Genomic DNA, 12,230 nt, shown 5'->3' on the forward strand with positions numbered 1-12,230 from the left:
CGCCGGCCGGCCCGTCGCCGCCCGCTGGACGCCGTCGCCGTCACGGCACGCGGGCGCGGGCCGCCGGACCGCCCCCTGCGCCCGCTCCACCGGGCCGTCTCCGCCGGGTCGTCTCCACCGGGTCGTCTGCCCCAAGCGGGCGACGCCGGCCGGCCCGTCGCCGCCCGCTGGACGCCGTCGCCGTCACGGCACGCGGGCCCGGGCGGCCGGACCGCCCCCTGCGCCCGCTCCACCGGGTCGTCTCCACCGGGTCGTCTCCGCCGGGCCGTCTACAACCGGGTCGTCGAGGATCTGTTACAGCAACCGGTCGCAGCAGCGGTTGATCAGCCGGAACACGTGCATCTGCAAGATCCCCAGCTGCTCGGCGATCCGGCTCTGCGTCATGTCCCGGCCGCCGGGGCCCAAGAGGCCGGGCCCGCCACGTGCCTGCGGTCCGAAGCACCGGCACTGCGCGTGCCCCTTGTTCCCCTCCCCAGACACCGGCCAGGTTTCCGGACGGCCTGCGGGGACACCCGCGCCCGTGCACGGCCGGCTCCCGATTCCGCTTCATCCCCCTGTCAGGGAGGTCCCGTTCATGACCGCCGAGGTCTCCGAACGCATCGTCGGACGACTGCGAGACTGGGGTGTGGATCACGTCTTCGGCTGCTCCGGCGACGGCGTCGACGCACTCCTCGCCGCCTGCGACCGCACCGAGGGCGCGCCGCGTCTCGTACGGTCGTCGCACGCCCGGACGTCCGCGCTGCAGGCGGTCGGCCACGCCAGGTTCGGCGGCCGTCCCGGGGTCTGCGCGGCGGCGTCCGGACCGGACGCGATCCATCTCCTCGGCGGCCTGTACGACGCGCGACTCGACCGCGTCCCGGTGCTGGCGATCGTCGGTCGCCGGCGGAGCGGGGGGCACGGCGAGCACGGGCCGGAGACGGAAACGGAGACGGAGACGGAGACGGAGACGGAGACGGAAACGAACGCCCTGTTCCACGGCGTCGCGTCGGAGTTCCTGGAGACGGTGACGGACCCTCGGGAGGTGGCCGACGTCCTGGACCGGGCGCTGCGCACCGCGTATGCCCGTCTCTGCCCGGTCGTGGTCGTCGTCCCCGAGGACGTCCAGGAGCTCGACTGCCCCGGGCCGTCGGTCGGGATCGGCAGGACGCCGGCCGCTCCCGGCCCGGGCGACGGGACGGCGGTCCCGTCCGAGGAGTCTCTGGAGCGCGCCGCGCGGATCCTCAACTCCGGTGACAAGGTGGCGATTCTGGTCGGCCGGGGCGCTGCCGGCGCGGACGCCGAGGTACGGCGCATCGCCGAGCTGCTCGGTGCGGGCGTGGCCAAGGATCTGCTCGGCAAGGACGTCCTCAGCGATGAACTCCCGTACGTCGCCGGCACGGTCGGTCCGCTGGGCACGCGACCGTCCTACGAGTTGATGCGCGACTGCGACACCCTGCTGACGATCGGTTCCTCGTTCGCGCATCCGGGGTTCCTGCCGGAGCCCGGCCGTGCGCGGAGCGTCCGCATCGACCCCGAACCGGTCCCGGCCGTGTCCGGCCGCCCGTCGGACCGGCCGTCGGGCGAGTCGTCGGGCACGACGTCGGACCGGCCGTCGGGCGCGTCGTCGGGTCGGCCGTTCGAGGTGGATCTCGTCGCGGACGTGCGGCAGACGCTCTGCCGGCTGATCCCGATGATCCGGGGCGAAGAGCGCGGCCGCGAGTGGTTCGAAACGGTCTGCGCCGGCGTACGGCGCTGGGAAGACGTGCTGGACCGCCGGTCGCGGCTGTCGGCCGACCCGATCAACCCGGAACAGGTGGCCCGTGTCCTGGACCCCTTGCTGCCGCCCGACGCGATCATCACCTGCGACTCGGGTTCGGTGGCGGCCTGGTACGCCCGCCATCTGACGATGCGGTCCGGCATGCGCGGCGCCCTCTCGGGCGGCCTGGCGGCGACCGGCTGCGCGGTGCCGTACGCGATCGGGGCGAAGTTCGCCCACCCGGACCGGCCGGTGATCGCGCTGGTGGGTGACGAGGGAATGCAGATCAACGGTCTCGCGGAACTGGTCACCGCGGCGAGATGTGCGGACCTGGGGCAGGACCCGCGGCTGGTCGTCGCGGTGTGGAACGCCAGCGGCCACGACGAGGCGGCCCGGCACCCGCACCCCGTGGAGGGCGACCCGCCCTTCGACCCTGCGCAGCGGTCGCAGGACGTGCCGTACGCGGCGTTCGCCCGCTCCCTGGGACTGACCGGGGTGCGGGTGGAGGGGCCCGAGGACGTGGAGGCGGGCTGGCGCACCGCCCTGGCGGCCGACGGCCCGGCGGTGGTGGAGTTCCTCACCGACCCGTCGGTGCCGCCCGTCCCCGCGCACGCCACCTGGGAGCAGCTGGGGGCCGCGGCCGCGGCCGTCCTGAAGGGCGAGCCCGAAGCGGGCTCCGTGATCCGGCACGCCTTCAAGGCGAAGGTGCAGGAGTTCCTGCCGGGTCCGCAGGCCGGATAGCCCAGCGGACCGGACGGTCCCGCGGGCCCGGACAGCCCACAGACCTGTCGGGCCCACAGACCGGTCGGACCCACACCGGTCGGACCCACAGACCGGTTGGGCCCGCACCTCCGCGACCTACCTGCGGGAGCTGTGTGCGTTCGGCTCGTATCCGCAGGTCACGACGGTTTCCGTAAGAGCCCGGCGTCGATTCCGTGTCGGCCCGTCCTGCTCGGGTACGCGGTCGCCACCCGAAGATCTGGAGGGCGAGACATGCAGCGAGGCAGTGACCGGCTGAGCGTGCACCGGGACGACGAGATGAAGCACGAGCTGCAGGGCCTGCTGAGGTCCGGGCACCCCACCCGCGCGGATGAGTGGCACGACCCGGAGCCGTCCGCCGAGGACGACCCCGAGATCTGGGGCGGTCCGGTGGTGCCGGGCAACCCCCATGCGTCGCTGGAGTCGGTACGGCTCGAGCTCGCCAGGATCCTGGGTCGGGGTTCGTTCCCCGCCGGCCCCGGAGCGCTGACCGAGGGCCTGCGGCGGGAGAACGCGCCGGACGCGCTCGTGGAGGCGGTACGCGGACTGCCGCACGAGGACCGCTACGCCAATGTGCAGCAACTGGCCGAAGCGCTGGTCTCCCGCGGCTGACGGGCGCGATCGATCGGAGGCGGGCGGACCGTTGTCCGCCTACCCCGCGCACACGCCGTCGTCCGAGAGGCGGCGGCACCGCAAGAGCACGCAAGCACCCCACGGGTCTCCCGGTCGCCGTCGCGGCGGCGAGAGGCCACCCCCCTGAAGACACGAAAGGACGTTGAACCCCCATGCGCATCGCGTTTCTGACGGCACCGGAAGGCGTCGAACAGGTCGAGCTGACCGAGCCCTGGCAGGCGGCGGTGGACGCCGGTCACGAGCCCGTCCTGGTGTCGACCGACTCGGGCAAGGTCCAGGCCTTCAACCACCTCGACAAGGCCGACACGTTCATGGTGGACGAGGTCGTCGGCGAGGCCTCCGCCGATTCCTTCGGCGGGCTGGTCCTGCCGGGCGGAGTCGCCAACCCCGACTTCCTGCGCACCGACGACAAGGCGGTCTCGTTCGTCAAGGCGTTCTTCGAGCAGGGCCGCCCGGTCGCCGCGATCTGCCACGCCCCGTGGACCCTGATCGAGGCCGACGTCGTCCGCGGCCGGGTGCTGACCTCGTGGCCGAGCCTAAAGACGGACGTCCGCAACGCCGGCGGCGACTGGGTCGACGAGCAGGTGCAGATCTGCGACCACGGCCCCAACAAGCTCGTCACCAGCCGCAAGCCGGACGATCTGGCGGCGTTCTGCGAGGCCTACCTGCGCGTGTTCGCCGCGGAAGCCGGCTGACGGGCGGCAAGCGGCGAGCAGCGAGGATCGAGGAACGCGCCCGCGACGGCGTCGTCCGTCGGGATCGCCGTCGCGGTCGGCACAGCCCAGCCCGCCTCCCTTGGGGGGCCGCCGTGAGGGGCTTCCCCGTGGGGGGCCGTGAGGGGCTCCCGGCCTCGATCGCGCTGCGCGACGCGGGGGCCGTGAGGGGCTCCCGGGGGCCGTGAGGGGCTCCCCCAAGAGAGGGGTTCCGGCCCCGGCGGCCGAAAAGCTCAGGCCCTGCCGGGGCCGCTCCTCGTTCCCGGACCCCATTTGCCGACGGGAGCGCCCGCCGGGCCGCCCCCGTCCGTTCCGCCGGCCCGGTCCCTGGCGCCCTCTCGGGTGCGGCCCGGAGAGACGGAGCGGCTCGGGTTGCGGCGCAGGTACTCACCCTCCAGCTGGGCCATGCGGTCGTTGTGGGCGCGCAACGCGTCGTTCGAGCCGTACAGCAGAGTGTCGTGGCGCGTGCGGTGGATCGTCTCCAGCTCTCGCATCAGCTGCTGGTCGTCCAGCCGGCCCGGGTCGACTCCGGTCATCGTGGTGCCCCGCTCGTCGTGTGCGTTCATACCGTCCGGGTACCCGCCCCCGGGATCGCTACCGGCGACGCCCCCGAGCGGCCACCGGGAGCGAGCCACGGATCTCGCTCCTCAGCCTTCTGGCTTCTGGCTTCTGGCTTCTGGCTTCTGGCTTCTGGCTTCTGCTTCCACTGTACGAACATTCCGGCCCCCAGGCCTGCGTGTACGCCGGCGCTCCCGGCACGGGAAGGCCTCCGGGCCGCTACCTGGCCCGCTCCACGCGCCGCTCGTCCCACACCGGCTCCGCGGTCTCCCGGACCCTGCCGTCGCTGCCGAAGACCAGGTACCGGTCGAAGGAGCGGGCGAACCAGCGGTCGTGGGTGACGGCCAGGACCGTACCGTCGAACGCCTCCAGGCCCTCCTGCAGCGCTTCGGCCGACTCCAGGTCGAGGTTGTCGGTGGGCTCGTCGAGGAGCAGGGCCGTGACGCCCTGCAGTTCGAGCAGCAGGATCTGGAAGCGGGCCTGCTGGCCGCCGGACAGCCGGTCGAAGGCCTGTTCCGCCTGCTGGGTCAGCTCGTAGCGGCGCAGCCGGGACATGGCCGCGCCCCGGTCCTGGGAGTGTTCGCTCCACAGGATGTCCAGGAGGGGGCGGCCCAGCAGCTCGGGGTGGGCGTGGGTCTGGGCGAAGTGACCGGGCACCACGCGTGCGCCGAGCTTCCACTCGCCCGTGTGCGCCACGGCGTCCCCGGCCAGCAGCCGCAGGAAGTGGGACTTGCCCGAGCCGTTGGAGCCGAGGACGGCGACCCGCTCGCCGTAGAAGACCTCCAGGTCGAAGGGCTTCATCAGGCCGGTGAGTTCGAGTCCCTTGCAGGTGACGGCCCGCACGCCGGTGCGGCCGCCCTTGAGGCGCATCGTGATGTCCTGCTCGCGGGGCGGCTCCGGCGGCGGGCCGGCCTCCTCGAACTTGCGCAGCCTGGTCTGGGCGGCCTGGTAGCGCGAGGCCAGCTCATGGCTGATGGAGGCCGCCTGGCGCAGGCTCAGCACGAGCTTCTTCAGCTGGGCGTGCTTCTCGTCCCAGCGACGGCGCAACTCCTCGAAGCGGGCGAACCGTTCGCGCCGCGCCTCGTGGTAGGTGGCGAAGCCGCCGCCGTGCACCCAGGCGTCGGCGCCGGCCGGGCCGGGCTCGACGGAGACGATCTTCTCGGCGGCGCGGGAGAGGAGTTCGCGGTCGTGGGAGACGAACAGGACCGTCTTGCGGGTCTCCTTCAGCCGTTCCTCCAGCCACCGCTTGCCGGGCACGTCCAGGTAGTTGTCGGGCTCGTCGAGGAGCAGCACCTCGTCGTTGCCGCGCAGCAGCGCCTCCAGCACGAGCCGCTTCTGCTCACCGCCGGACAGGGTGCGCACGAGGCGGAACTGGGCCTTGTCGTAGGGGACGCCCAGAGCGGCGGTGGTGCACATGTCCCAGAGGGTCTCGGCCTCGTAGCCGCGTACTTCGGCCCAGTCGGAGAGGGCCTGGGCGTACTGCAGCTGGGCGGCCTCGTCGTCGACGGTCATGATCGCGTGCTCGGCCTTGTCGACGGCCTGCGCCACCTCGCGGATGCGGGGCGAGGCGACGGACACCAGCAGGTCGCGGACGGTGGTCTCGTCCCGTACGGAGCCCACGAACTGGCGCATCACGCCCAGGCCGCCGCTCACCGTGACGGTCCCGCCGTGCGGTTTCAGCTCCCCCGAGATCAGCCGCAGCAGGGTGGTCTTGCCGGCGCCGTTGGGGCCGACCAGGGCCACGACGGCCCCTTCGCCCACCCGGAAGGAGACGTCGCCGAGCAGCGTCCTCCCGTCGGGGAGGTGGTACTCGAGGTGCGCGGCTTCCAGATGTCCCATGAGGACGCATTGTGCGGGCCGCCCGCGCGATGCGGCAAACCGTTATCGACGCAGGCCGGGGAGGTGGCCGGGCCCGCCGGTCACTGGCCGGCGCCCTCGACCGGCTGCCCGGCCGGTCCGGCGTCCCCGGCGGGCGCGACCGTGGCGCCGGCCCAGGACAGGGCCTTCCAGCCGTCGGCGGGCGAGCCCTCCAGGACGACCGTTCCGGTGTTGGCGAGGCGGTGCGCCGCGGCGAAGGGGACGTCGACGTTGTGCGCACGGGCGGCTGCCCAGGTGCGGATCGCGGCGCCGTGGCTGACCAGGACGACACACTCCGCGCCGCTCGCCGCGGCCTCGGCGACCACGGCGTCGTAGCGCGCGAGGAACTCGGCCCCGCTCTCCCCGCCCGGCATGCGCAGACCTCTCTCGCCCGCCGCCCAGGCGAACGCCGTGCGCATGTACAGGGCGCCGTGCTCGGTGTCGCCGGGCAGGGCCTCCAGGTCGCCCGCGGAGATCTCGCGGAGCCCGTCGCGGACGACGACCTCCAGGCCGCGGGCGGCGGCCAGCGGGGCGGCCGTGAGCTGGGTGCGCACGAGGGTGGAGGCGTAGAGGGCCTCGACGTCCTCGTCGGCCAGCGCCTCGGGGAGGGCGGCGGCCTGACGTGCGCCGAGTTCGGTGAGGCCCGGGCCGGGGACGGCGGTGTCGAGGAGGTAGTCCACGTTGGCCGGGGTCTGGCCGTGACGGACGAGCAGCAGACGCATGCGGGAAACCTCCGGTGTCGAAACCGTCTCGGCACGGGAAACGGCCACGTCAGGGTAGCCGCAGCGCGTCCGCCCAGAAGTCGGCCCCCCTCTGGAAGCCCGTCCGGCACCGCCCGGCACCGCCCGGCACCGCCCGGCACCGTCCGGCATCGCCCGCACCACCGAACCCCCCTGATGGGTCGTCAGTCCATATGCCAGAACGATCTGTCTCACCATGCGGCCGTCGGCGTACCGTTGACCCTCGGGGGCCGGACGAGAACCGGTCCGTCGAGAAGGGGTGCCGCCATGCCGAAAGCCCAGGAGACCGCCGTCTACACGCACGGACACCACGAGTCCGTGCTGCGTTCGCACACCTGGCGGACCGCCGCCAACTCCGCCGCCTATCTGCTCGGCTCGCTGAAGCCCCACATGAAGATCCTGGACATCGGGTGCGGCCCGGGCACCATCACCGCCGACCTGGCCGCCCTGGTGCCCGACGGGCACGTCACCGGCGTCGACCACGCGCCCGGGATCCTGGAGCAGGCCCGCGCCACGGCCGACGGACGGGGACTGACCAACGTCGACTTCGCGGTCGCGGACGTGCACGCCCTGGACCACCCCGACGACACGTTCTGCGTCGTCCACGCCCATCAGGTGCTCCAGCACGTCGGCGATCCCGTGCAGGCGCTGCGCGAGATGCTGAGGGTGACCAGGCCCGGCGGGTACGTGGCGGTCCGCGACTCGGACTACGCGGCGATGACCTGGTATCCCGCCGTCTCCGGACTCGACGACTGGCTGGAGCTGTACCGGCGGGTGGCCCGGGCCAACGGCGGCGAGCCGGACGCCGGGCGGCGGCTGAAGTCCTGGGCGCTGGCCGCCGGGTTCACCGACGTCACGGCCACCTCCTCCACTTGGACCTTCAGCACGTCCGAGGAGCGGGCGTGGTGGAGCGGGCTGTGGGCCGACCGCACCCTGGCTTCGGCGTACGCGCGGCTCGCCACGCACGGCGGACACGCCACGGCCGAGCAGCTGGACGCCGTGTCGGAGGCCTGGCGGGACTGGGGGCGGCGGGAGGACGGCTGGTTCACCGTCCTGCACGGAGAGATCCTCTGCCGGAAAGCCGCCTGACGCTCCCCGCATCCTCCCACGGCGCGCGTCCGCGCCCGCCCGGCCGGCCGGCCGACTGGTCGGCAAAAGGGAGAGAAACGCGAATACCGGGCGAATGTTTCATGGAAATCGGGAAACACGGAGAGCAGGAGGTAAAGACTATGGTTCCCGTCCTGCTGGTGCTGCTGCTGGTGCTGATCCTCTTCGGCGCCGGATTCGCGGTGAAGTTGCTCTGGTGGATCGCGCTCGCGGTTCTGGTCCTGTGGCTCCTGGGATTCCTGGCTCGCGGCACCACCTCCTCGGGCGGCAGGGGCCGCTGGTACAGGTGGTGACCGAAGCACCGAGGTGAACCGGCTTCCGCCGGGAGCGACGCCGGCTCGCGCCGGGCGGGCTCACTCCCGGGGAAGCAGCGGTCCGAGCGGCCCGAGGTCCAGGTTGAGGTCCTCGGGCCGCAGTCCGTACCGCTCGCGCAGTTCGGTCATGCGGTCGTCGAGCAGCATCAGGGTCAGCCCGATGCGCTCCTCCTGCTCCTCGCTCAGGTCGCCCTGGTCGAAACGGCGCAGCGCCTGCCGTTCCATCAGCTGGCGCAGCAACTCGACGACGGTCAGGACGAGTTTGACCAGATCGCGCTCGACGGTGTCGGGCTCCAGGTCGATGTGGTCGCGTCGGTCCTTCACGGCGACTCCCCCCAGGGCGACGGCACCTGCTCGTTGACCGAGCTGATCAGCGCGTTGAGGTCGATGCGGACGAGGTCGACGTCCGCGATGCGCAGCGTGATGTCGCCCGTGATGACCACTCCCCCGGCCAGCAGCCGGTCCAGCAGGTCCACCAGAGCGACCTCCCGGCGCTCCACCACGGTCATGAGCCCCCCTCGCCGATCTCCGCGCCGGCCGGCGCCGACGAGGCGTCCCCGGCGCTCTCCACGAAGGAATAGGCGGCCCAGGGGCCGGTGAGTTCGACGCGCATTCCGGGCTCCTCGCCCTTGGTGGCGTCCACGAGTTCCACGAATTCCTCGGATTTCGCGCGGGGCACCAGGTAGGCGGCGTTCAGCACATTCTGTCCCGGCGCCTGGGAAAGGGCGGAATTCTGCGGCGCGTGCAGCCGGGCGCCGTCGGCGTGCGCGCTCAGCGTGGCGTGCAGTCGGCCGGCGAACCGCTCCGCCCGCTGCCAGCTGTCCTCGTGGGCCCTGCTCTGCATACGCCGCTGGCGCAGGTAGTCGCGGCCCGAGGCGGGCTTCGCCGGCTCCGGGGCGGCGGCGGCCTCGCGCTCGACGTAGACCTTCACCCCCCACTCGACCCGGCCCTCCAGCCGGTCCAGGGTGCGCAGGAAATCCGCCTCGCGCTCCTCCATCATCACGCGGACGCCGCTGTCGTCCCGGAACACCGTGGCGAGCCGGAGCGGCAGCGGGGTGGTGACGGCCGTGAGCGCGTCGATCACCTGCTGGTGGGCCCGGGCGGTCTCGGTGAGCCAGTCGAGGTCCTCCAGATGCCGGCGCAGGGGCTCCTCGGCGAAGTCGCCCTCCGGGACGTGGCTGACGACCGCGATCAGCCCGTGGTGGCCGAGCAGTCTGGGCGGATCGCCCGCCACGCCCTTCAAGGCCGTCTGCAGAGGCGCGCCGAAGGGCCGGCAGACGGCGTAGACGTACCGCAGTCCCGTCACGGCGACTCCTTCCTGACGTCACGAGGGCCCTGTTCCCGGACGTCCTCCGGGGCGCGGCCCAGCTCCAGTTCCTCCAGCCGTGCCAGCCGCTCTCGCAACTCGGCGTTCTCACGTGCGAGTTCGTCGCGGCGGGCGCCCGAGGACAACGCCGGGTCGGTCTCCCACCAGTCGATGCCCATCTCCTTGGCCTTGTCGACGGAGGCGACGATCAGGCGGAGTTTGATGGTGAGCAGTTCGATGTCGAGCAGGTTGATCCGGATGTCGCCCGCGATCACGATGCCCTTGTCGAGAACGCGTTCCAGGATGTCGGCGAGGTTGGCGCCGCCGCCCTGGCCGTACGGCTCCGGCAGCCGGCTCGACATGGTCATCGCCGGCTCCCGCCCTTCGCGCGCCGGGGCTCCTCCTCGGGCTCCTCCTCCTCGTCGTACTCCTCGTACTCGCCTTCGGCGTCCTCCGGCTCACCCTCCTCCTCTTCGTCCTCGTACGCGCCCTCGGTCTCCTCCTCGGGCTCCTCTTCCTCCCCGTCCTCGGCGTACGGGGCCTCGTCCTCGGCCTCGTACTCCTCATCGTCCTCCCGGCCGCCGTCCCCGGCATCCCGCGCCTCGGCTTCGTCCTCGGGCTCGCCGTCCTCCTCGTAGTCGGCGTCCTGAGCGGGCTCGCCGTTCTCCTCGGACTCCGTGTCCTGGTTCTCCTCGTCCTCCTCGGCGACCGCGTCGTCGTGGGAGCGGACGACCTCTCCGTCGCGGATCTCACCGCGCCAGCTGTCCTTCGCCTCCCCCTTGATGGTGATGAAGCGGGCGAAGTTCTTCAGGTCGAGGCGGGCGCGGCGGCCCTGGGCGCGCCAGATGTTGCCGGTCTTCTCGAACAGGCCCGTCGGGTAGTACTCGATGACCAGCAGGATGCGGGTGAGGCTGTCGGCCAGCTCGTGGAAGGAGACGACGCCCTTCGTGGTGCCCTTGGCGCCCTCCGAGGTCCAGGCGATCCGGTCGTCCGGCACCTGTTCGGTCGTCTTCGCCTTCCAGCTGCGGTTGGACCAGAAGACCTTCGCCTGCCAGTCGCTGGTGGTGTCGTCGGAGCGGTTCGCGCTCTTGACGCCCTTGGCGAAGGTGCTGAAGTCCTGGTACTGCGTCCACTGGTCGTAGGCGGTGCGCAGCGGCACGCCGACGTCGATCGTCTCCATGATCACGGTCGGCTTCTTGCCCGCGCTCTTGCCCTTGCCGCCCTTGCCGCCGCCGAGGTTCTTCAGGGCGCCGGTCACCTTGTCCTTGGCGCGCGAGGCGCCGAGCTCCAGCGCGGAGCGGACCGGCCCCTTGCCCTCGGCGATCTTCTTGCCGCCGTCCAGGGCGAGTTTGGCGAAGCCGGGGCTGTTGCCCTCGGCGATGTCGTTCAGCTTGTTCGTGGTCTCGCCGAGCTTGTGGCCCACGCCGGTCAGCAGACGCGTGGCCTGGGCGGCGAGGTACTCCTGCACCTCGCTCTTGAGCCGGTCGGCGGCCTCGCTCTGGGCCAGGCCGGAGAGGGGGTTGCCGCCTGCCGCCTTGCCGGCGGCGGAGGTGGCGGACTTCGCGGATCCGAGGGTGTCGGTCATCGGTCACCGCCTCCCTTCGAGGAGCGCCGGGTGCCGGAGGCGGGCCTGGACGCGGTCCGCGCAGCCGTCTTCCCGGCCGACGCGGTCTTCTTCGCGGCCGTCTTGCGGGCCGGGGCCTTCTTGGCCGGCGCCTTCTTGGCGGGGGCCTTCTTGGCCGTCTTCTTCGCCGCCGTCTTCCTCGGCGGTTCCTCGTCCTCCTCGTCGTCCTCCTCGTCGTCCTCGTCCTGTCCGGAGGCGTCCTGCGGCTCCTCGTCCTCGTCCGCGTCGTCGTCGCGAGCGTTTCGAGGCTCGTCGTACTCCTCGTCCTCCTCGTCGTCGTCCTGGTCGCCGCCCTTGCCGGGGACGACGCCGTCGAGCTGGTCGCGCACCTCGGCGGTGCGCCCGTGCAGCCGGTCGGCGAGCGCCTCGATCTGCCGCTCGACCATGGCGCCGGAGGCGGCCTTGCCGACCCCGCGCAGGTCCTGGCGCAGCTGGTCGCCGATCTCCTTGAACTGCGGATTGTCCCGCAGTTGCTGGGAGACCAGGTCGGCGATGCCCTTCGGCGTCAGGTTCAGTTTCTTGCCGGCCACCAGCGAGCCGACGGCCACCGCCATTTTCAGTTTCTTGGTGCGGCCGAGCAGATAGCCGGCCCCGACCGCGAGGCCCAGTCCCATTCGATTCATGTCGCTGTCCCGTCGTCCGTTTGCGTGGTGCCGCGTGCGCTGGCCTCCATCCGGTCCAGGAGTTCGTCCTCCTGCCGGTCGAACTCCTCCTCCGTGATCTCTCCCGCCTCCAACCGCTGTTCGAGACGGGAGAGTTCGGCTCGGATGGTGGAGGGGTCGTAGTAGATCCGCTCCGCCTCACGGAGGACCTGGCGGATCACCCATCCACTGCCCCGGACCGGGGCCAACGGCAGCAGGAAAACCTCTCCGAGCAGTCCCACG

General features: G+C 72.2%; 15 protein-coding genes and 1 pseudogene. 5 read left to right on the forward strand and 11 right to left on the reverse strand.

Annotation, left to right across the window (positions count from 1 at the left end; translation table 11 throughout):
• Positions 1-294: 294 nt before the first annotated feature.
• Positions 295-387 (reverse strand): annotated as a pseudogene (locus ACFVYK_RS06105) (B/F/G family RNA polymerase sigma-70 factor); the annotation flags it as partial.
• 187 nt (positions 388-574) lie between these two features.
• On the opposite strand from ACFVYK_RS06105, the gene ACFVYK_RS06110 reads away from it, so the two are divergent.
• The 3 genes from ACFVYK_RS06110 (at position 575) to ACFVYK_RS06120 (ending at position 3,822) form a co-directional block, all read left to right on the forward strand.
• Entirely contained in the window at positions 575-2,476 is a 1,902-nt protein-coding gene (locus tag ACFVYK_RS06110; RefSeq protein WP_389769123.1) for a thiamine pyrophosphate-dependent enzyme, read from the forward strand.
• 252 nt (positions 2,477-2,728) lie between these two features.
• Complete coding sequence (locus ACFVYK_RS06115) at positions 2,729-3,106, forward strand: DUF2795 domain-containing protein (protein WP_389769126.1); 378 nt, start codon at positions 2,729-2,731, stop codon at positions 3,104-3,106.
• Between the two features lie 173 nt (positions 3,107-3,279).
• Entirely contained in the window at positions 3,280-3,822 is a 543-nt protein-coding gene (locus ACFVYK_RS06120) for a type 1 glutamine amidotransferase domain-containing protein (protein WP_389769129.1), read from the forward strand.
• A gap of 251 nt (positions 3,823-4,073) precedes the next feature.
• Here ACFVYK_RS06120 and ACFVYK_RS06125 read toward each other — a convergent pair whose 3' ends face one another.
• The 3 genes from ACFVYK_RS06125 to ACFVYK_RS06135 form a co-directional block, all read right to left on the reverse strand.
• Entirely contained in the window at positions 4,074-4,406 is a 333-nt protein-coding gene (locus tag ACFVYK_RS06125; RefSeq protein ID WP_389769131.1) for a DUF6158 family protein, read from the reverse strand.
• Positions 4,407-4,617: 211 nt separating this feature from the next.
• A complete protein-coding gene (locus ACFVYK_RS06130; RefSeq protein WP_389769133.1) occupies positions 4,618-6,237 on the reverse strand; it encodes an ABC-F family ATP-binding cassette domain-containing protein in 1,620 nt (539 codons plus the stop codon).
• Positions 6,238-6,317: 80 nt separating this feature from the next.
• Positions 6,318-6,977 (reverse strand): histidine phosphatase family protein, encoded by a 660-nt coding sequence (locus ACFVYK_RS06135; RefSeq protein WP_389769136.1) that lies wholly within the window; start codon positions 6,975-6,977, stop codon positions 6,318-6,320.
• A 285-nt stretch (positions 6,978-7,262) separates the two neighbouring features.
• Here ACFVYK_RS06135 and ACFVYK_RS06140 point away from each other — a divergent pair, with 285 nt between their 5' ends.
• Positions 7,263-8,084, forward strand: a complete 822-nt coding sequence (locus ACFVYK_RS06140; protein WP_389769138.1) for a class I SAM-dependent methyltransferase — start codon at positions 7,263-7,265, stop codon at positions 8,082-8,084.
• A 140-nt stretch (positions 8,085-8,224) separates the two neighbouring features.
• Positions 8,225-8,395, forward strand: a complete 171-nt coding sequence (locus ACFVYK_RS06145) for a hydrophobic protein (protein ID WP_389769141.1) — start codon at positions 8,225-8,227, stop codon at positions 8,393-8,395.
• A 60-nt stretch (positions 8,396-8,455) separates the two neighbouring features.
• On the opposite strand, the gene ACFVYK_RS06150 is transcribed toward ACFVYK_RS06145, so the two are convergent.
• From ACFVYK_RS06150 to ACFVYK_RS06180, 7 genes are read right to left on the reverse strand one after another with little or no spacing between them, the layout of a single operon-like run.
• Positions 8,456-8,740, reverse strand: coding sequence for a gas vesicle protein K (locus ACFVYK_RS06150; RefSeq protein WP_389769143.1), 285 nt, complete (start codon positions 8,738-8,740; stop codon positions 8,456-8,458).
• Positions 8,737-8,925 (reverse strand): gas vesicle protein, encoded by a 189-nt coding sequence (locus ACFVYK_RS06155; protein WP_054241593.1) that lies wholly within the window; start codon positions 8,923-8,925, stop codon positions 8,737-8,739. Before ACFVYK_RS06155 ends, ACFVYK_RS06150 begins: the two co-directional genes overlap by 4 nt.
• A complete protein-coding gene (locus ACFVYK_RS06160) occupies positions 8,922-9,722 on the reverse strand; it encodes a GvpL/GvpF family gas vesicle protein (protein WP_389769147.1) in 801 nt (266 codons plus the stop codon). The genes ACFVYK_RS06155 and ACFVYK_RS06160 overlap by 4 nt, the downstream gene beginning before the upstream one ends.
• A complete protein-coding gene (locus tag ACFVYK_RS06165) occupies positions 9,719-10,090 on the reverse strand; it encodes a gas vesicle protein (protein ID WP_389769150.1) in 372 nt (123 codons plus the stop codon). The genes ACFVYK_RS06160 and ACFVYK_RS06165 overlap by 4 nt, the downstream gene beginning before the upstream one ends.
• Entirely contained in the window at positions 10,087-11,307 is a 1,221-nt protein-coding gene (locus tag ACFVYK_RS06170; RefSeq protein ID WP_389769152.1) for an SRPBCC family protein, read from the reverse strand. The genes ACFVYK_RS06165 and ACFVYK_RS06170 overlap by 4 nt, the downstream gene beginning before the upstream one ends.
• Positions 11,304-11,969, reverse strand: a complete 666-nt coding sequence (locus ACFVYK_RS06175; RefSeq protein ID WP_389769154.1) for a DNA primase — start codon at positions 11,967-11,969, stop codon at positions 11,304-11,306. The genes ACFVYK_RS06170 and ACFVYK_RS06175 overlap by 4 nt, the downstream gene beginning before the upstream one ends.
• Positions 11,966-12,229 (reverse strand): gas vesicle protein GvpG, encoded by a 264-nt coding sequence (locus ACFVYK_RS06180; RefSeq protein ID WP_389769156.1) that lies wholly within the window; start codon positions 12,227-12,229, stop codon positions 11,966-11,968. Before ACFVYK_RS06180 ends, ACFVYK_RS06175 begins: the two co-directional genes overlap by 4 nt.
• Position 12,230 lies beyond the last annotated feature (1 nt).

The organism is Streptomyces sp. NPDC058291 (assembly GCF_042880855.1).
In the GTDB taxonomy this organism is placed as follows: Bacteria; Actinomycetota; Actinomycetes; order Streptomycetales; family Streptomycetaceae; genus Streptomyces.